Raw genomic sequence first — 19,222 nt, 5'->3', positions numbered from 1 at the left:
TTTAGGATACTTACCAATTGTCTTTTCGGCAGCGGATTGTAACCGAAATGTGGGCTGGATTATCATCTTTGGCAATTAATGGTTTATTTATACGAGCGGTTTCTACACAAATCATATTCTTATAACCTTTATCGCATATATCTTTCATATTATCCGATAGAGCAGCCCCTGGGTTCCAGCATACAACATCACTGTGATGATAATGGTAAATTTCAATCGTTCGTTTCAGTAATTTATCCCTTATCAGACTAAAATCTTCTGGTTCTGTATAAACGCGGTCAGTACGATCATTGAAAATAAGATATTCTTCTACTGTGTGTTGCTCTTTACCAGTAATAACATCAATAAAATGTTTACCCAAGCCGCTGACAGAAATTTGATTAACATCGCCTACATTCAGATACGTATGCAGTGCACCGGTTGCTTGATAATTACCATAAGTTTCCAGCTCTACTTCACAGGTTTCACACAGTTTGAAACGTGCAATTAGGGTAAAATCATGCGGCCATAATTTATGGGTATATTCATTATCTCTCAGAGTGAAAGTTAATATTACTCCATTTTCATGTTCATTATGTGCGCTAAACTCCCAGGGTAGAATTCTGGCAAAACCGTGACTTGGTGTTCCTATTGAGCCAAACCAGGGCCAGCAAATAGGAATCCCACCGCGGATAGCTGAGCCTGCTTTAAATACTGCTTTCTTGCTTAGCCATAATCCCGGTTCCTGACCTCTGGGTTGCCAGGCGATGAGATGTGCCCCTTGCAGGCTGATTGCCCCACGAACTTTTGGATGAGATATGACAATCAATGGAAGTTCATCCATGTTTCGCTGACTGATAGAAGGGGATATCTGTTTCGCAACCGGTAATGCAAAAATTTTATCGTTCATCCATATAACCTTGTGAAACCAAAGCAGGATATTGCATCGCCTAAGAATAGCGCATGTTGTATACAGATTAAAATAAAAGAGCTGCCGGGGAAGGCAGCTCTTTTAGACAAGGTGATAACTCAGTTACTTAGAGATGTGAGTGATCAGATCCAGAACTTTATTAGAGTAACCTGTTTCGTTGTCATACCAGGAAACCAGTTTCACAAAGTTATCGTTTAGGGCGATACCTGCTTTTGCATCAAATACAGAAGTCAGTTTTTCGCCATTGAAATCGTTAGATACTACATCGTCTTCGGTGTAGCCCAGGACGCCTTTCAGCTCGCCTTCAGCCGCATCTTTGATTGCATCACAAATTTGCTGATAAGTGGCTGGTTTTTCCAGACGTACAGTCAGGTCAACAACAGATACGTTAGGAGTTGGAACACGGAAAGCCATACCAGTCAGTTTACCGTTCAATTCAGGGATCACTTTACCGACTGCTTTAGCGGCACCAGTAGAAGATGGGATGATATTTTGAGCTGCACCACGGCCACCGCGCCAATCTTTCGCAGAAGGGCCATCAACGGTTTTCTGAGTTGCAGTGGTTGCATGAACGGTGGTCATCAAACCTTCAACAATGCCGAATTTATCATTGATAACTTTAGCCAGTGGTGCCAGGCAGTTAGTGGTACAGGAAGCATTGGAAACGATGTCTTGACCTACATAAGATTTATGGTTAACACCCATAACAAACATAGGCGTGTCATCTTTGGACGGACCAGTCAGAACAACTTTTTTTGCACCAGCGGTAATGTGCTTACGTGCTGTTTCGTCGGTCAGGAAGATACCTGTTGCTTCGGCAACAACATCAACGCCCACTTCATTCCATTTCAGGTTAGCTGGGTCCTTTTCTGCTGTAACACGGATAGTTTTACCGTTAACAATCAGGTGGCCGTCTTTGACTTCAACAGTACCGTTGAAGCGACCATGAGTTGAATCGTATTTCAGCATGTAAGCCATATATTCGGCATCTAGCAAGTCGTTGATTGCAACGATTTCGATGTCTGAACGTTCTTGTGCAGCACGGAAAACAATACGGCCGATACGACCAAAACCGTTGATACCTACTTTGATAGTCATAGTATTCCACCAGCTATTTTTTAGTGAATTAAAAGTTGTTACTAAAGTTACCAAAACCTTGCCAGCCGTCAAGCGGAATCGTGTCAATCATCGAAAAACCTCGAATTTGAGTCCACCATTTAGACGTTTGCTCTTAGGTACTGGCAATCGATCCGCCCATCATTATCGGGGCATAGACAGATATTGAAAGTTAATCGGCTAGATATGAGAGTTTCATCACAAATAGTAGGATAAACATATTCAGTTAACCGCTTAAAATAAATTCCACTGATGTGATGTTAATTTTTTGTTATTATTAAATTTATTGAAAACGTTAGTCTTATTAAGGTGGTTGTTATGGCTAAAAATCCTGATGTTTCCCTTTATACAGAACTGACTGATATTCAGCGTCATGTTACCCAGAATGCTGGGACAGAGCCCCCATTCTCAGGGAAATTGCTACATAATAAAAAAAGTGGTGTGTATCATTGCTTGTGCTGCGAACAGCCGTTATTTGTGTCTGATACTAAATTTGATTCTGGCTGTGGCTGGCCGAGTTTTTATCAGCCTATCAATGATGAAGCAGTACTGTATGTTGATGATAATTCTCATAATATGCATCGTATTGAGGTTCGTTGCAATCATTGTAACGCCCATCTGGGACATGTTTTCCCTGATGGGCCGAAACCGACAGGAGAACGTTTTTGTATTAACTCTGCTGCATTAAGTTTCACTGATGAAAATACAGGTGAAAAAACAGCAGGTTAGTTATTTTTATCATTTTGTCGGTATAACTGTTAATTCACGAAATTAAATCGTTTCAGCTAATTCTGCAAAGTAATGAGGAGATACAATGGAACTGGATGATCTTTTATCTGTAATGACACCAGAAATATATCAAAACTTAGTTCGGGCAGTCGAACTGGGTAAATGGCAGGATGGTGTGCCTCTGACCGCAGAGCAGAAGGAATATAGCCTACAAATGGTTATGTTATGGCAGGCAAGACATAACCATGATCCGGAGCATATGACAATTGGCACCGATGGTCGGTTGGTGATGAAGAGTAAACAAGAGCTAAAGGCGGTTTTTCAGTCTGAAATGGTGGCAACATTAAAACCATAACCTTTGAAAGATTAGGTAATGGAAAGGGCTGAGTCGGCTAAACTCAGCCTGACCCTGATTGATATCAGAAAAGAGCGTTTTCTAACTGATCAATCTTTATTAGCATAGCGCCTTGCTCTTTTATCTCTTTAAACGCTGACTTACTGTCGTCTGGATTGAGATTAACTCCCCGGCAGCCATCGGTAATTACCCAGGTTTCATAACCTAATGCCAACGCATCCAGAGCGGTAAACTTCACGCAATAGTCAGTGGCGATGCCAATAATAAACAGACGTTCAATTTGCTGTGCTTGTAACCAGTCATCAAGTTGGGTTTTGCTCTGATGGCCATTGTCAAAAAAAGCGCTGTAGCTATCGATCTGTGGATTTTCACCTTTATGGAAAATCTCGATAATTGCTTGTTTGTTTAATTGTGGATGAAAATCAGCACCATATTGTCCTTGAACACAATGTTCTGGCCACCATATTTGAGGAATACCATTCAGTACACCAATATCACCGATCTTCTGACCAGAGTTCACTGCGAAGCTCATATGTTCAATAGGGTGCCAGTCTTGGCTGGCAATAATGCTGATATTGTGTTTTAGGCAAATATCAATAGCCTGATTTGCAACATCAATGACTTGTTCACTCTCTTTTACGGCTAAAGCACCGCCAGTACAGAAATCATTCTGTAGGTCTATAAGTAATAGAGCAGTTTTCATTTTTTTCCTAGATTATTTGTCGGCATAACTTAATTCACCACGTAAATTTTGTTGCATGAGATATCGAATTTCTTCGTGGCTATATGGTTGACTAAGTAAATAGTGCAATTTGGTTAAAGCTGCTTCAAAAGTCATATCGTAGCCGCTTATCACACCGGCCTCAGCCAGAGCATGGCCTGTGGCGTATCCTTCCATATTTACCCTACCAGAAATGCATTGCGTCAGATTGACAACCACAATCCCTCTTTCTGTTGCCTGTTTTAGCTCTTTCAGTAATTCGGGATGTTGTGGCGCATTTCCGACACCATATGATCGCAGGATCAGAGCCTTAACCGGCTGCATTAAAATGTTATTCACAACTTGACTGGAAAGGCCGGGGTAAATGGTGACGACGCCGATTGGTTGAGGGGTGATCTGGTGGGTGATAAATTCACCGTGGCTAACAGGTGCCGGGCATGCATTGAAGGCTTTTATATTAATACCGGCTTCCATTAGTGGAGAACAATTTGGTGAAGCAAAAGCATCGAAACCATCTGCATGTGCTTTAACTGTCCGGTTTCCACGGAACAGTTTATTATTGAAAAACAGGCTGACTTCATTGACTGGATAGTTAGCGGCAAGATAAAGCGCATTCAGCAAGTTTGTCTGCCCGTCGGAACGCAGTGCTTCCAGTGGGATTTGTGACCCTGTAACAATAACGGGCTTGCCGAGATTCTCAAACATAAAAGAGAGAGCTGATGCAGTAAATGCCATTGTATCTGTGCCATGCAGAATGACGAAACCATCATAATTATCGTAATTCTGCCGGATATCGTCAGCGATAAATTGCCAGTCTTCTGGTGTCATATCAGAAGAGTCAATGAGTGGTTGATGCTCACGGATAGTAAATATCGGCATTTCAGTGCGGTGGAATTCAGGCATCTTTGTTAATTGGTGCTGCAAATGTCCCGAAACGGGGATGTATCCCTGAGATGAATGTTGCATCCCAATTGTTCCGCCAGTATAGACGACATAAATAGATTTCTTCTGCATGACCTGTGCCTCGTAAAAAGATCAACTGGATTATAGGGATATTACCAAATAAAAAAAGCCTGACAGAGTATCTGTCAGGCTAAATACCGTCAGAACTGTGCATGAATTACTATGACATGCTCTCACTAATGTTATGCATTGTTATGGCTTTTTTAGCGGATGTCCTCGCAATTTAAACAAAATGCATAACGATTTTGTGGGTCATTCAAATGGTGATAGAACTCTGCCTGTTGTTTTACTTGCTGAGCGACTTGAACCAGTGGAGCAGGCAGCCATGCCTGAATAGCTTCTGGTATTCTGGCTTGAGTAGTTGCTGTTAATTGGTTTATCAGCAATTCACTGAATGACATCTCTGGTTGCATCCAGTCAAGTTCTGGTTTATCCAATTTTGCCAATTCAGCTGCTTTCGCAACAGCATCATCGAAATCACCTAATTGGTCGACCAATCCATTGGTTTTAGCGTCATTACCAATCCACACATGCCCTTGAGCAATTTTATCAACTTCTTCAGGTGTCTTATTGCGGGCATCAGCAACTAGACCGATAAAGTTCTTGTAGCCATTCTCAATATTAAGCTGCATGAGTTCTGAAAACTCTTTACTCAGCCCTTTGGTGAAGGATATATCAGCTAATGGCGTTGTGGAGACGCCATCAGTATGGATACCAACATGATCCAAACTATTTTCATAAGTTGTGATTACACCGAAGATGCCGATAGAACCAGTCAATGTACTTTGGTTTGCGATAATGTAATTAGCCGGTGTGGAGATCCAATAACCGCCGGATGCAGCCATCCCTCCCATAGAAACGACAACGGGTTTATTTGCTGCTCGTAGGGCAGCCAGTTCGGTACGAATAACATCAGAAGCGCTCACACTGCCACCAGGACTGTTGACTCGTAGAACTACTGCTTTGATATTATCGTCCAGACGCGCCTGACGGATTTGAGCTGCGGTTGTATCACCACCAACCATTCCCGACGCTTGTTGTCCATCAATAATTGCACCTTGTGCCACGATAACGGCGATATTGCCCTTGGATGATGACCTATTTTGCGGTGCATAATCATAAATACTGATGGCATTGAAATGCTGGTTTTTCTCATCCCACCCAAAAGCCTTAGTCATCTCGCTTTCAATGATATTGCGTGGAGCAACATAATCGACCAGTTTGCGTTTGAGTGCATATTGAGCGTTATCACCACCGGCAGCACGCAGATCAGCAATCATCTCCTCAGCACCTGGAAATACTTGGTGAACAGAAAGTTTGCGGTTAATGGCGATAGTATTGAGGTAGTTGTGCCAAAGGCCGTTAACCCAAAGGCTATCAGCTTCGCGGGCCGCTGGGGACATATCATCGCGCATAACGGGTTCAACAGCTGATTTATACGTTCCAACGCGGAAAATATGTGTAGTGACTTTCAGTGAATCTAGCAAGGATTTGTAATAGAGATTATTGGTTGAGTAGCCGTAAAGACCAACAGTTCCTTGTGGTGACAGATAAATTTTATCGGCATAGGTGGCGAGATAGTATTGCGACTGATTGTAACTATCACTGATAGAGTAAACAGGTTTGCCAGAGGTTTTAAACTCATTAATCGCCTTACCGATATATTGCATAGATGGTTGGTCAGCACCGATGAAATCATCAAGTTTCAGTATCAGACCTGTGATTTTGTCATCAGTTTTTGCTTGGCGAATATTATCAACAATATCAAACAGGGAGTTTTCCTGTAATTTATTGCTGGATGCCCCAAACAGTTCGCGTCCCAACTGATTCAACGGGTTACGACTGGAAACTTGATCCACAACAACACCAGTGAGATTGACATACAATGCTCCCTGATAACTATCTACCGTTTTGTTTGGTTGTTGATAAATCAGAAAACCCCCAATAACAGCCAGGATAAGTACGATAAAAATCAGGTTTGAAACGACTTCCCGAACAAAATTAAGGAGTCGCCAACTCCATTTAAATAATCTTGCGATCAACTTCCATAAAATACGCATATCATCTCCAAATATGGGATCAAGTGAGGCTATCCTAATGACCAGACATGTAAATGTCAGCTTCAAATAGTGGCATATTGTCTGGAAAGACAACTTTTGGGCTTTTATTCATTAACTAATAAATAGAAAATGTTAGCTTATAATAAAATATCTTAATCTAGGAGAAAAAATATGGATGCATTGGAACTCTTGTTGAATCGCCGTTCAGCATCACGTTTAACGACACCAGCACCTCAAGGTGAAGCATTACAGAATATTCTGGCTGCTGGTATGAGAGCGCCTGATCATGGTGCATTACGCCCGTGGCACTTTATTGTCATGCAAAATGAAGGTATTGAGAGATTTAGTCAATTGCTTCATCAGGCTGCTGTTAACAATAATCAGGGGGTTGAGGCAGAAGAAAAAGCAAAAAGTGCGCCTTACCGTGCGCCATTAATCATCTCTGTTATTGCGAGAGTGACCGAGAATTCCAAAATACCGGAATGGGAACAAGTCGTTGCGGCTAGTTGTGCGGTACATGCGATGCAAATGGCTGCGGTGGCCCAAGGGTTTGGTGGTATCTGGCGTTCAGGTTCATGGACTGATGATGATACCGTACGAGCCGGTCTGGGGTGTAATGAGCATGACAAAATAGTGGGTTTTCTCTACCTTGGAACACCTGTTCTGAAAGCATCGGGCAAAGTTGCTATGCCGGACATGACCAATTTTGTCAGCTACTTCTAACTGGAGTCTGTTATGTCAGCAGAAATTCGCCTTACCCAATATAGCCATGGTGCTGGGTGCGGTTGTAAAATCTCACCAAAAGTTCTGGAAACTATTCTGCACAGTGAACGGGAGAAATTTCTCGACCCTCATTTATTGGTTGGTAACGAAACGCGCGATGATGCTGCGGTTTATGATATTGGAAATGGTACCGGCATCATCAGCACAACAGATTTCTTTATGCCGATTGTTGATGACCCGTTTGATTTCGGGCGCATTGCGGCAACAAACGCTATCAGTGATATTTATGCCATGGGCGGTAAGCCCATTATGGCGATAGCTATTTTGGGATGGCCGATCGAGAAACTGTCACCAGAAATTGCCCGCAAAGTCATTGAAGGTGGTCGGGCTGCCTGTGAAGATGCAGGGATTGTACTGGCGGGAGGACATTCTATTGATGCGCCTGAGCCTATTTTCGGTCTGGCTGTAACGGGTATTGTTAACATTGATCGAGTGAAACAAAACAGTGCAGCGAAAGCGGGTAGCCAGCTATTTCTGACAAAACCGCTTGGCCTTGGCGTATTAACCACGGCTGAGAAAAAGAGCCTATTGTTGCCAGAGCATCAGGGTTTAGCGACAGAAATAATGTGCCGATTGAATAAACCGGGAATTGATTTTGCCGAAATTGCTGGTGTTACGGCCATGACCGATGTGACTGGGTTTGGTCTTTTAGGACATTTAAGTGAAATTTGTGAAGGTTCGGGTGTTCAGGCAACGCTCTATTTTTCAAAAATTCCTAAATTGCCGGAAGTGGAATCCTATATTGAAAAAGGTTGTGTTCCGGGGGGAACCGGGCGTAACTTTGACAGCTATGGCCATCTTATTGGCGAAATGACAGAGCTTCAGCGCAAACTGTTATGTGATCCCCAGACATCTGGTGGCCTGCTGTTGGCAGTTTTGCCTGCGGCGGTGAATGAAGTGAAATCTATTGCACGATGTCATGGCATTGAACTGACAGCAATTGGTGAATTGTCTGAGCGACAGTCAGGCAGAGTGCTAATTGAGGTTAATGAATAATATCCATGCGGCTTTTTATTGCAGAAAAACCAAGTTTGGCCAGGGCGATTGCAGATGTTCTACCTAAACCGCATCGCCGTGGTGATGGCTTTATTGCTTGTGGGGATAACCAATTTGTTACCTGGTGCATTGGGCATTTACTGGAGCAGGCAGAACCTGATGCCTATGACAGTCGCTTTGCTCGTTGGTCATTGGTTGATCTTCCTATTGTTCCTGAAAAATGGCAGTTAAAACCTCGCCCCTCTGTGGCGAAGCAACTGGATATCATTCAGGAATTGTTGAAAAAAGCAGATGAAGTGGTACATGCTGGTGACCCGGATCGTGAAGGGCAACTGTTGGTGGATGAGGTGTTGGATTTTTTGAATCTGGATGGTGAAAAGAGGAAAAATGTTCGCCGTTGTCTGATAAATGATCTAAATCCACAAGCAGTTGCTAAAGCGGTTGACCGGTTGAGAGATAACCGGGATTTTATTCCGCTATGCGTTTCTGCTCTCGCCAGAGCCAGAGCTGATTGGCTGTATGGTATAAACATGACTCGGGCTTACACCTTGCTTGGACGCAATGCCGGGTATCGGGGCGTATTATCTGTTGGGCGGGTTCAGACACCTGTTTTGGGATTAGTTGTTCGCCGGGATGAAGAAATTGAGCATTTCGTACCAAAAGACTTTTTTGAGGTGAAAGCTCATATTGTTACGCCGAAAGATGAACGTTTTACCGCGATTTGGCAGCCAAGTGAATCTTGTATCGATTTTCAGGATGAAGAAGGTCGATTGATACACCGGCCTCTGGCTGAACATGTTGTTGCCAGAATAACTGGTCAGCCAGCCTATGTGACGTCGTATCAGGATAAACGGGAATCTGAAGTTGCACCTTTGCCGTTTTCATTATCCTCATTGCAAATTGAGGCAGCTAAACGCTTTGGTTTGAATGCGCAACAAATATTGGATATTTGTCAGCGGTTATATGAAACGCATAAATTGATTACTTATCCCCGTTCTGATTGTCGTTATTTGCCTGAAGAGCATTTTGCCGGGCGTCATGCAGTGCTTAATGCGATATCTGTTCACACAATAAATCTGTTACCTCAGGATCTACTGGAAGTAGATAGAAAGAATCGTTGTTGGGATGATAAAAAGGTTGATGCTCATCATGCAATTATTCCTACTGCACGAAATAGCCATATAAATCTGACAGACAATGAAGCTAATATTTATGGTTTGATTGCCAGACAATATTTGATGCAGTTTTTCCCAGATGCGATATTCCGAAAATGTGTTATTGAATTGGAAATTGCTGGTGGAAAATTTATAGCTAAAGCTCGTTTTCTTGCTGAAGCAGGTTGGAGAACATTGCTTGGTAATAAGGAACGCGATGAAGAAAACGACGGAACACCATTACCCGTGGTTGCTAAAGGTGATGAGTTATTGTGTGAAAGAGGAGAAGTGGTGGACCGCCAGACGCAACCGCCAAAGCCATTTACTGATGCGACCATCCTTTCTGCTATGACTGGAATCGCTCGTTTTGTACAGGATAAGGAGCTAAAAAAAGTTCTGCGGGCAACAGATGGATTAGGGACTGAAGCAACGCGGGCTGGCATTATCGAATTGTTATTTAAACGGGAATTTCTTTATAAAAAAGGACGTTATATTCATGCAACGCCAGCGGGTAGGGCGTTGATTCATGTCTTGCCTGATATAGCTGCTTTACCGGATATGACGGCACATTGGGAATCTCGGTTAACGCAAATCAGTGAGAAACAGTTCCGCTACCAGGATTTCATGAAGCCGCTTGAGGAGACATTGCAGCAGTTAATCTGGCAAGCTAAGCAGAGCCGTAATTTGCAAGCTTTCCGTGATTTACCTCCTGTCCCGGTTAAAGGTAAAAACGGGAAAAAATCAAAATCAGGGAAAAACACTAAAGCAACTGCGCCGTAGGGCGCAATTGTTGCGTTATTCTGAAAAAAGCCGTTGATATTCGGTGCTAACTAGAACATCAAATTTCAAATTCTGCCCAGACAGGTGCATGATCTGAAGGTTTTTCCATCTCACGGATTTTGTAATCAATACCTGTAGCAATACAGCGCTCTGCTAATGGTTTACTTGCGAACAGCAAATCAATACGCAGCCCGCGGTTATCATCAAACCCTTTTGAACGATAATCAAACCAGGAAAATTGGTCGTTACATTCTGGATTCAGGTGCCGGAATGTATCAACCAGGCCCCAATCTTTCAGACGATCCATCCAATCTCGTTCTTCTGGCAGAAAAGAACATTTACCTGTTTTTAACCACCGCTTTTGGTTGTTATCACCAATCCCGATATCCAAATCTGTCGGACTGATATTCATATCACCCATGATAAGTACTTGCGACTGGGGGGATAAATTCTGTTCCAGATAGCTTTGTAGGTCCTGATAAAACTTCTCTTTTGCGGGAAATTTCACTGGATGGTCACGGCTTTCCCCTTGTGGGAAATAGCCATTAATGACTGTTAATAGCCCGTGAGGGGTTTCCAGGTCTGCCATGATAATACGGCGTTGGGAATCTTCATCATCCCCTGGAAACCCACGGTGTACAGCAATAGGAGCCTGACGTGTTAGCAGCGCAACGCCGTAATGGGCTTTCTGACCGTAATAAAATACATGATAGCCAAGCTTGTTGACCTCTTCTAAAGGAAACAGCTCATCATGAACTTTTGTTTCCTGTAAACCTATAACATCGGGTTGATGTAGCTCTACGATTGCAGCTAACTGATGGGGGCGGGCACGTAATCCATTAATATTAAAAGAGATAAATTTCATCTTTTACAGCCATCCAGTAAAAAGACACAAGAACAATAGTAACAGATGGATTTTAAAAAGTAACTATTGACAATGCTCAGGGCGAAATAGTAACGGAACCCTCAATATTATAATTCATTGTGAAAAATATAATAATTTATAGTGAGAAAGCACCTCTGGTAGACCGTTTTTATCTCTAGTGTTACAAAAATTGATTACTGAAAAATGTAGAACCCTATCCTAATCTTTGATAGAAAATTGAGCTCGTTAGTAATGTTTATATTTTCTAATGGTTGATTGGTTAAGATTAATTTTTGAACCATGATAAACATGAATAATAGCGTTTATTGAGCCACCTATGTATTGAACATAAGCTTTTTTTATGTGGTATATGTTTGAGAAGTATTTGTTTTTTTGTACAAAATTTACGCCTTCACGTATCAAACTTGATTTAGCTGTCATTTGGTGAAGGCTATTTCAAAGAAATTATTTTAGCCACAGGTTATATAGGAACGGTGAATTATGTTTTTTTCTCGTAAATTAGAAGCATTCATGGCAGTGGTGGAAAATGGTTCTTTAAGTAAAGCGGCAAGAGTGATGAACCGTACAACTCCTCCAGTAGCTAAATCAATCAAAGACTTCGAGGCAACATTAGGGAAGCGCCTTTTCAAAAGGGAGAAATTTGGGATGAGTCTGACTAAAGATGGTTTAGAATTATATAATGATCTTAAAGATCTTTATTTACAAGAAAAAGAAATAACTAAAAAACATATCAGTGGTAGTATATGTAACATAGTTAATATTTATTACGATTGGGGGAAAAACAAGCATCTAATTTATTTATATAAGGCAGCTGACAGAAATAGCTCCCAGGTAAATATATTCCGGTTTAGTTATGATAACATTGAAGAAATAGTGGATTATGACGGCAACACGCTCATTCTAAGCTCAGAAAAGATACTAAGTGACCGTTTCAGTCTTATTCGTAAAATAAAGGGACCTGAATTGGGCATTTGCTGCCGAAAAGAATTATTAGATATTGCTGGTGGTGATGTAATGCAATTGCTAAAAAATAATACTTGGTTATGCGATCCTGTACTTTATAAAAGCAGTTTCATTAAAAACTTGGAAGAAGAAGTTATTCAAAGTGGTGGAAAAGTGAATATGCGCCAAATGGATAATATGGGATGCTGCTTGAATTTTATTTATTCAAGAGATTATATTTTTATTACAGATTCTCATCCAGATGAATTAGAGGGAGGAGATGCTTTGAGTTTTGTTCCTATTGTAAAACCTGGTGCAGCAAACCAATGTTATATTTATAAATCTAAATCACATTCAAGTGTACTAAATCGTTTTATCGATTCAGTTAATGATATGAATTAAAGTTTATTTTACGCGGAGTAGCTTATTGTAAGCTCCGCGTTGTTATTCCATAGTTATATAGAAAGTTTTCACTGTGGCTAAATAGGAAATCTATATTTATTGTAGTTTTATTTGAATATCCAAAAGAATGTTTGATTATATACTCAATAGATTTCAAGTTGCAGCGCGGCGGCAAGTGAACGCATCCCCAGGAGCATAGATAACTATGTGACTGGGGTAAGTGAAAGCAGCCAACAAAGCAGCAGCTTGAAAGATAAGGGTATAGTGAGGAAAGATGACTTGTTACCTCACTTTTCGAGCTAACGGATACCAAATTATGTTGTTGTTTTGCTCCGTTCAGCCAAACCTTATTCGGTGTGTAAAAGAACTTTGTAAGTACCATGCATTTTTTGAGGTTAGCAATAGATTGTTTCTGTGCCGGTATTTTTCCGGCATCAGATTATTCAAGGCCGTTATTTACGGCCTTTTTTGTTGTATCTAGTAGCTGTCAACCACAGTTCATTCTGGCGTCATACATAATACCCATCAGCCAGTATGGATTTTGGTTTACTGCTTCAGCCACGGCGTAGTGGTGCTCCAAAAAATGATGTTAGCCCCCAGGTAGTTTTCAGCAAAATTGGTGAACTCCTCTTGGGTAAATGGTTTTTGAGTTTTCGGGTTGGTATAGGTCAGGGTAGGCTCTTGGACTGCCATTGCGACCAAATCCAGTTTGCCTTTGTAACGATTGAAAAATGGGTAGGCGTTTTGCATCTGAGCGGGTTTATATGGCACGATATCTGGACCACCGAGACCAATCTTATTTTTCAACGCGAAATCAAATAGACGAGACATATATTGATGATCGTTATTCCATTCGCATGGCCAAAAATTAACATATTGCACCACATAGGATTTTTTGAATACTTGACGGGCAAATTTGACATTGTCAAGTTCGGCAGCAAAATAGTGGTCACAGCTAAATCCGGTTTTGTCATGCTTCATGTCAATATCAATTGCGGTTTCTGGCAAGTTAATACCGGTAATACGACCATCAAACTCTTTTGCTAACGCAGCAAGCAGATTTTGATAGCGTTTGCGCAACTCTGAATTCCACTGGATAGCAACCCAGCCATAACCTTGCGCTTTGTCTTCTCCGGGATTATCAATCTGTGGGACTAATCCGCCTTGATATTTTATGTCCTGTTGAAGATAAAATGGGATATAGCGGGCATTTTTCTCAAAAAAGCGATCCTGAATTTGGATAAACAGTTTTTTTTGGATCTTACCAAGTAACATCAGATCTTTCTCGATCGCAGAGAAATCATATTTTCCTGGTGCACTCTCCAGTTGCTTCCAGTTATAAATAATTTGCACACCATCAATATCCTGTCGTTCTAGTAGAGAACGTAACTGATTAAGGTCATCAGATGAAGTGTAAAGAAAGTTTTGCGGTTTTTCTGCGAGCACGGGAGTTGACAGCAAGCTAAAAAGCAGAGTAGCAAAAGTGAATTGTTTTAACGTCATTGTTTTCATCCTTAATTGTAAGGGTGTTTAAGATGAGATTATAACAATTTAACTCAGGAGAATAGTTCAATTAGCTTATTAATCTGTTTAACATTATAAAATTACTCTGTTTATTAATTGATGATATCAGATTAATAATCACCCATCTCAATAATTATAGATTCTCTTTAAGTATTGATAATTCTTTTCAGATTTTCAGTGCTTATTTTTCTATCTTCTTATAAGTGTATTTTTATTAAAATAGCATTAGGAATATTCCTTAAAATTTAATTTATTATGAACTTTTTGGTAATCTTGTTTAATTAATATTTAATTTTCTATGGTGTAATTGAGGTTTATCTATTTTACGTCAATGAAAATGATATTCCTGTTGTCAGATAAATGAATGAGAATGTGACAATGATAGGATAAACAACCTTACCACTTTGAATAACAAACACTTAATGAATTGAAATATAATGATATTTTTTAATTTAAAATGTTTTGTAAATAATGGAGATTCATCATCAAATTTGTTAATTATTCAAATGTTAAATAGATAAATGATTTTCAATTTATATGACTATGATAAATGCAAGTTTTTTAAATAAATCTTATTGTTGTTTTTTTGTTGATGAATTGTGTTTTTTAATATTATTTATCTTTTCTTAAGATTAAACATATAGTGCTATATAGTAAAAAATATCTTAATTTTTATATTCACCCATTAAGAAAATATTCTGTCTATAAAAATTTCATTCTACTAATGAAGATAAAGGAGTAAAGCATGTTAATTGTGGCGAAATAGCAAGAAAAGGGAAACGGGAAGTAAATGGTATGCATGCGGAAGAGTTATTAGCAATCGGGTTGCAACCTTTTGATAATAGTCTCAGCTATCAATTTGATTTAAGTTGCAGGAAGGAATATACCCAATAAATTTCGAGTTGCAGCGCGGAGGCAAGTGAACGAATCCCCAGGAGCATAGATAACTCTGTGACTGGGGTGAGAGAAAGCAGCCAACAAAGCAGCAACTTGAAGGATGAAGGGTATAGAAGAAATAAGGGGGAATAGTTAATTTTATAAGTAATAAAAACATTAAGTAAATACTAACATGGTATTATTGTTTTTTTGAGTTAGACTCTGAACTTGGTAGGGTTGTGAAAAATCATTTGTACAATAATTAAATATGTAGTTATGAAATAATATTATTTGACTCCAGGAGAGTATATGAATCGTAAAAATGATTTTAAGGCTTTTTCTATTAGTAATAATGCAAATGTAGTGAGCCAAGAAGGATATGAAGAAAGCCCAAGTTTGAGGAGAGGGTTTCCACCAGACAATATTACAGTTCATTTGCTCAATAAGGTATTACGTCAGTCGTCGACAATAACATCTGTTGTAGCTAATTTTATTGCGACATATTCTAACGATGATGTTTTGGATGACGGTGATATAGCCAAACTCACTGCTCAGTTAAACAAAGCGTTAGAGCAAAAAATTTCGAATATCTCTAATATTCCTGTAGGTATTCCTGTTCCTTGGCCGACTGCTATACCGCCAGAAGGGTGGATACAATGTAATGGTGCGGTTTTTGATAAATCGAAATTTCCGAAATTAGCCGAAGCCTATCCTAATGGTAGATTACCTGATTTAAGAGGCGAATTTATTCGTGGTTGGGATGAGAGACGTGGTGTTGACAATGGGAGAAAATTGTTGTCTTGGCAAGAAGGTTCTGCATTAGGGCAATATCCCGGGGACTTCGACGCAGGAGTAGCGCAAAATATACATCAGAGGGATGGAATTACATATCATGATCCGAAGCAAAACAGATACAAAATATCATCATTAAACAGTATTGGTACTGGGGTTGATTATATCCGGCTCAGACCGCGAAATATCGCATTTAACTACATCGTGAAGGCAGAATAATAATGACACAAGAAAATATCTTAGATACTGAAACCGCCATATTAGGTGAAGACGGCTTAGCGACTAAAACGGGTTGGATAAAGGTTTATCATGTTAATCCTTGTTCGAGAGAATTCGCTGGAACTAATCTGGAATATGTGGCTGAAGGTGTAGGTTTATCCGCGCATGCTTATCCTGATGCCCCAAATTTTCCTGATACCGATAATATGGTTGTGCGTCGCAGTGCGGACGAAAGTTATTGGGAAATTGTCCCTGATTACCGTAAGAAAATAGCTTACAATACGCAAACGGGTACACAACAAGAAATTATTGAACTGGGTGAATTACCGGAAACATTGACATTCAAGCAACCGGTTACTGATTTTGATAAATGGGATGGCGAAAAATGGGTCACTGATAATATAGCTCTAAAGGTAAATCAAATTGAACAGGCAAAGCAACAGCAAACCGAACTGTTACGACAGGCAAATGAAACCCGGTCTTTATTACAGGATGCTATTGACTTGGAAATTGCCACTGAAGCAGAAGAAGCCGCGCTATTGGAATGGAAGAAATACCGGGTATTACTCACTCGTGTAGATGTAAATCAGGCGCCTGATATTGAGTGGCCGCAACAGCCTAAATAAATGAAAGCCGGGTAACCGGCTTTATGTTTGGAGAAGTTTGTAGCTTATTTTTCATTTCTGAACTGATCCCCATTTCTCCATCTAATTGTGTAAAGTCAATCAATACACTTCATATTGAATGCTTTTTCTGTTTGTATATATTTGTGTACATTCTTTGTTTGTTAATTGGCTTAAATATTAAAATGGTATTAGGAATATTTCTAAAAAAGTCGTTTATTATGCATTTGTTGGTAATCATTGTTTAATAAACGTTTAATTATCTATGTCGTAATTGGGTTTATCTCTTTTACGTCAATGAAAAGGATATTCCTGTTGTCAGATAAATGAATGAGCATGTGACAATGATAGGATAAACAACCTTACCATTTTGAATAACAAACAATTAATGAATTGAAATATAATGATATTTTTTAATTTAAAATGTTTTGTAAATCATGGAGATTCATCATCAAATTTGTGAATTATTCAAATGTTAAGTAGATAAATGATTTTCAATTTATATGACTATGATAAATGCAAGTTTTTTTAAAATAAATCTTATTGTTGTTTTGTTTTTGTTGATGAATTGTGTTTTTTAATATTATTTATCTTTTCTCAAGATTAAGCATATAGTGCTATATAGTAAAAAATAGCTTGATTTTTATATTCACCCATTAAGAGAATGTTTTTATCCAGAAAAAATTCATTCTGTTAATGAAGGAAGATAGAGGAGTAAAGCATGAGTGAGAACAGTGAAAATAAAATTTATATTCACCCGGAATATGATGAATGTGGTCGCCCGTACTACAACGTACCCAATGCCAGAACGGAAGAAAATCTGGTGGCAGTTTGTTTGAAATACGCGAGTAAGGTGATCCCGGTAATTTTCCTGCCGGGGGTAATGGGGAGCAATTTAAAATCGAGAGATCATGTTCCGGTCTGGTTGGTCAATTCTAAGCTTGGTGTTGCAAGCTGGATAATGAAGGATGCTTCTTATAGGAAAGAAACATTAGATCCTCAAAACACCGAGATTTACGATTCGGGGGCAATAAATAATTACATCGCCGAAGGGAGGAAATTTACTGATCGTTATCAACGCGGTTGGGGAACGGTAGCATATATGAGCTATGGTCATTTTTTGCCCTGGCTTCAGCTGGTGCTGGATGATGAGCGTCTGGCGTTTGAATATCGCATGGAGGGCAAGGGAAAAGAGACCGCCCGTCAACAATTGATCGGTCAGAATCTGGGGGCGGAGTGGGGTGAAGAACCCCTGACTTCAGAAGAGGTTGACCACAGTTATCGTTTTATGTACCCGGTCCATGTGATGGGTTATAACTGGTTGCAATCCAACGAGGTTTCCGCCAGGAGGCTGGCGGAATATGTTGATGATGTTTTAGGTTCCTATGGCAAACGCTGTGCAATCAAGAAGGTTATTTTAGTTACTCACTCAATGGGGGGATTAGTCGCCCGTCATTATTCAGAAAATTTAGGGGGGCGGGATAATATTTTAGGCATTGTACATGGCGTTATGCCTGATACTGGCTCACCCGTGACCTATAAACGGATGAAAACGGGAGAAGATGGCATAACCGGGCTGGTGATCGGCAGTAATGGCGCGGAGATGACCCCGGTGTTGGCACAATCTCCCGGTCCTTTACAGCTCCTGCCCGGAAAGGCATATGGTAAAGGTTGGTTACATATCGCCGATGGTAAAATTACACATAAATTGCCGGAATTCGACCCTTATCAGGAAATCTATTTGGAAAAGAATCGATGGTGGGGATTATGTGAGACCCGGTTTTTAAACCCGAATAAAGAAGATAAATGGAAAGATGAGGAAAGCTGGAGTAATTACTGGCAATTAATGAAAAAAACAGTCAGGCCATTTATTGAAAAATTGAGTGGTAAGTACCATCCTAATACTTATGCCTTTTATGGTGCCAGCGAGAAACATCTGTCATATGGAGTTATCTCCTGGAAAGAAGTCAGTAAAGATTATTACAATAAAACGGAAGATTATTCCGGTATGACATTTAATCGGCCGGTATATGATCCTTATGATTTGGAAACTGGCACAACACGTATGGTTCAGTTTTCTGTTGGGCCTGCTTTTCAGGATATTGCTGCGAAAACTTTTAAACTGGCACCGCCAACGGAGAAAGGGGATGGCACCGTGCCGGAACAGGCTGGCCGTATTGCAACCCGAGAATTACGCAGTCAGTTAGCCGTGGATGTCGACCATGAAGGGGCATATGACGGGGATAAAGCCCGGTTATTTACCCTGCGTTCAATTGTAAAGATGGTTCAGGCGGTGAAAATTGAATAAGAGAAGAATCTTATTTATTTTATTGTCTGTGATAGCTATTTATGCCTTGTGGCGATGGTATTTCCCTGACCCTTATCACCTCA

The 19,222-nt window shown here is 40.2% G+C and carries 16 protein-coding genes; 9 read left to right on the top strand and 7 right to left on the bottom strand.

Features of this window, described 5'->3' with window-relative positions; all coding sequences use genetic code 11:
* Positions 1-10 precede the first annotated feature (10 nt).
* Positions 11-889, bottom strand: a complete 879-nt coding sequence (locus BDD30_RS01580; RefSeq protein WP_015834110.1) for a D-hexose-6-phosphate mutarotase — start codon at positions 887-889, stop codon at positions 11-13.
* A 123-nt stretch (positions 890-1,012) separates the two neighbouring features.
* A complete protein-coding gene (gene gapA / locus BDD30_RS01575) occupies positions 1,013-2,008 on the bottom strand; it encodes a glyceraldehyde-3-phosphate dehydrogenase (RefSeq protein ID WP_015834111.1) in 996 nt (331 codons plus the stop codon).
* 336 nt (positions 2,009-2,344) lie between these two features.
* On the opposite strand from gapA, the gene msrB reads away from it, so the two are divergent.
* Complete coding sequence (msrB, locus tag BDD30_RS01570; protein ID WP_015834112.1) at positions 2,345-2,755, top strand: peptide-methionine (R)-S-oxide reductase MsrB; 411 nt, start codon at positions 2,345-2,347, stop codon at positions 2,753-2,755.
* A gap of 85 nt (positions 2,756-2,840) precedes the next feature.
* Positions 2,841-3,110, top strand: a complete 270-nt coding sequence (locus BDD30_RS01565; RefSeq protein ID WP_015834113.1) for a YeaC family protein — start codon at positions 2,841-2,843, stop codon at positions 3,108-3,110.
* 64 nt (positions 3,111-3,174) lie between these two features.
* Here the strand turns inward: BDD30_RS01565 and pncA are convergent, their stop codons facing one another.
* From pncA to sppA, 3 genes are all read right to left on the bottom strand, one after another.
* Complete coding sequence (gene pncA / locus BDD30_RS01560; protein WP_015834114.1) at positions 3,175-3,813, bottom strand: bifunctional nicotinamidase/pyrazinamidase; 639 nt, start codon at positions 3,811-3,813, stop codon at positions 3,175-3,177.
* A 12-nt stretch (positions 3,814-3,825) separates the two neighbouring features.
* Entirely contained in the window at positions 3,826-4,845 is a 1,020-nt protein-coding gene (gene ansA / locus BDD30_RS01555; RefSeq protein WP_015834115.1) for an asparaginase, read from the bottom strand.
* 152 nt (positions 4,846-4,997) lie between these two features.
* On the bottom strand, positions 4,998-6,854 hold the full coding sequence (gene sppA / locus BDD30_RS01550; protein WP_015834116.1) for a signal peptide peptidase SppA: 1,857 nt from the start codon (positions 6,852-6,854) through the stop codon (positions 4,998-5,000).
* Between the two features lie 171 nt (positions 6,855-7,025).
* On the opposite strand from sppA, the gene BDD30_RS01545 reads away from it, so the two are divergent.
* The 3 genes from BDD30_RS01545 to BDD30_RS01535 are packed head-to-tail and all read left to right on the top strand — an operon-like array spanning position 7,026 to position 10,567.
* On the top strand, positions 7,026-7,577 hold the full coding sequence (locus BDD30_RS01545) for an NAD(P)H nitroreductase (protein ID WP_015834117.1): 552 nt from the start codon (positions 7,026-7,028) through the stop codon (positions 7,575-7,577).
* A gap of 12 nt (positions 7,578-7,589) precedes the next feature.
* Complete coding sequence (gene selD / locus BDD30_RS01540; protein ID WP_015834118.1) at positions 7,590-8,633, top strand: selenide, water dikinase SelD; 1,044 nt, start codon at positions 7,590-7,592, stop codon at positions 8,631-8,633.
* A 5-nt stretch (positions 8,634-8,638) separates the two neighbouring features.
* The gene (locus BDD30_RS01535; RefSeq protein WP_015834119.1) at positions 8,639-10,567 is read left to right on the top strand and encodes a DNA topoisomerase III; all 1,929 of its coding nucleotides are present in this window, start codon (positions 8,639-8,641) and stop codon (positions 10,565-10,567) included.
* 58 nt (positions 10,568-10,625) lie between these two features.
* Here the strand turns inward: BDD30_RS01535 and xthA are convergent, their stop codons facing one another.
* Positions 10,626-11,432, bottom strand: a complete 807-nt coding sequence (gene xthA / locus BDD30_RS01530; RefSeq protein ID WP_015834120.1) for an exodeoxyribonuclease III — start codon at positions 11,430-11,432, stop codon at positions 10,626-10,628.
* Positions 11,433-11,933: 501 nt separating this feature from the next.
* Between xthA and BDD30_RS01525 the strand changes: the two genes are divergently transcribed.
* Positions 11,934-12,797 (top strand): helix-turn-helix domain-containing protein, encoded by an 864-nt coding sequence (locus BDD30_RS01525; protein WP_015834121.1) that lies wholly within the window; start codon positions 11,934-11,936, stop codon positions 12,795-12,797.
* A gap of 546 nt (positions 12,798-13,343) precedes the next feature.
* Here the strand turns inward: BDD30_RS01525 and BDD30_RS01520 are convergent.
* Positions 13,344-14,300 carry a hypothetical protein gene (locus BDD30_RS01520; protein ID WP_015834122.1) on the bottom strand — a complete coding sequence of 319 codons (957 nt, stop codon included), beginning with the start codon at positions 14,298-14,300 and terminating at the stop codon, positions 13,344-13,346.
* Between the two features lie 1,206 nt (positions 14,301-15,506).
* Here BDD30_RS01520 and BDD30_RS01515 point away from each other — a divergent pair.
* The 3 genes from BDD30_RS01515 to BDD30_RS01505 all read left to right on the top strand — a co-directional run bounded on the left by BDD30_RS01515 (position 15,507) and on the right by BDD30_RS01505 (position 19,139).
* Positions 15,507-16,208: a phage tail protein gene (locus BDD30_RS01515; protein ID WP_015834123.1), complete on the top strand. Its 702-nt coding sequence runs from the start codon at positions 15,507-15,509 to the stop codon at positions 16,206-16,208.
* A gap of 2 nt (positions 16,209-16,210) precedes the next feature.
* Complete coding sequence (locus BDD30_RS01510) at positions 16,211-16,834, top strand: tail fiber assembly protein (protein ID WP_015834124.1); 624 nt, start codon at positions 16,211-16,213, stop codon at positions 16,832-16,834.
* 718 nt (positions 16,835-17,552) lie between these two features.
* Entirely contained in the window at positions 17,553-19,139 is a 1,587-nt protein-coding gene (locus tag BDD30_RS01505; protein WP_015834125.1) for an esterase/lipase family protein, read from the top strand.
* Positions 19,140-19,222 lie beyond the last annotated feature (83 nt).

Source organism: Photorhabdus asymbiotica (assembly GCF_003634575.1).
GTDB classification, from domain to species: Bacteria; Pseudomonadota; Gammaproteobacteria; order Enterobacterales; family Enterobacteriaceae; genus Photorhabdus; species Photorhabdus asymbiotica.
The sequence above is the reverse complement of the archived record's forward strand: the minus strand, read 5'-3'. Positions and strand labels throughout refer to the sequence as shown.

What these genes read in the sequence shown, in the direction of transcription:
- msrB (WP_015834112.1), top strand. Translation starts at nt 2,345, where the DNA reads ATGGCTAAAAATCCTGATGTTTCCCTTTATACAGAACTGACTGATATT.
- selD (WP_015834118.1), top strand. Translation starts at nt 7,590, where the DNA reads ATGTCAGCAGAAATTCGCCTTACCCAATATAGCCATGGTGCTGGGTGC.
- BDD30_RS01515 (WP_015834123.1), top strand. Translation starts at nt 15,507, where the DNA reads ATGAATCGTAAAAATGATTTTAAGGCTTTTTCTATTAGTAATAATGCA.
- BDD30_RS01520 (WP_015834122.1), bottom strand. Translation starts at nt 14,300, where the DNA reads ATGACGTTAAAACAATTCACTTTTGCTACTCTGCTTTTTAGCTTGCTG.
- pncA (WP_015834114.1), bottom strand. Translation starts at nt 3,813, where the DNA reads ATGAAAACTGCTCTATTACTTATAGACCTACAGAATGATTTCTGTACT.
- BDD30_RS01505 (WP_015834125.1), top strand. Translation starts at nt 17,553, where the DNA reads ATGAGTGAGAACAGTGAAAATAAAATTTATATTCACCCGGAATATGAT.
- BDD30_RS01525 (WP_015834121.1), top strand. Translation starts at nt 11,934, where the DNA reads ATGTTTTTTTCTCGTAAATTAGAAGCATTCATGGCAGTGGTGGAAAAT.
- gapA (WP_015834111.1), bottom strand. Translation starts at nt 2,008, where the DNA reads ATGACTATCAAAGTAGGTATCAACGGTTTTGGTCGTATCGGCCGTATT.
- BDD30_RS01565 (WP_015834113.1), top strand. Translation starts at nt 2,841, where the DNA reads ATGGAACTGGATGATCTTTTATCTGTAATGACACCAGAAATATATCAA.
- sppA (WP_015834116.1), bottom strand. Translation starts at nt 6,854, where the DNA reads ATGCGTATTTTATGGAAGTTGATCGCAAGATTATTTAAATGGAGTTGG.
- BDD30_RS01510 (WP_015834124.1), top strand. Translation starts at nt 16,211, where the DNA reads ATGACACAAGAAAATATCTTAGATACTGAAACCGCCATATTAGGTGAA.
- BDD30_RS01535 (WP_015834119.1), top strand. Translation starts at nt 8,639, where the DNA reads ATGCGGCTTTTTATTGCAGAAAAACCAAGTTTGGCCAGGGCGATTGCA.
- xthA (WP_015834120.1), bottom strand. Translation starts at nt 11,432, where the DNA reads ATGAAATTTATCTCTTTTAATATTAATGGATTACGTGCCCGCCCCCAT.
- ansA (WP_015834115.1), bottom strand. Translation starts at nt 4,845, where the DNA reads ATGCAGAAGAAATCTATTTATGTCGTCTATACTGGCGGAACAATTGGG.
- BDD30_RS01545 (WP_015834117.1), top strand. Translation starts at nt 7,026, where the DNA reads ATGGATGCATTGGAACTCTTGTTGAATCGCCGTTCAGCATCACGTTTA.
- BDD30_RS01580 (WP_015834110.1), bottom strand. Translation starts at nt 889, where the DNA reads ATGAACGATAAAATTTTTGCATTACCGGTTGCGAAACAGATATCCCCT.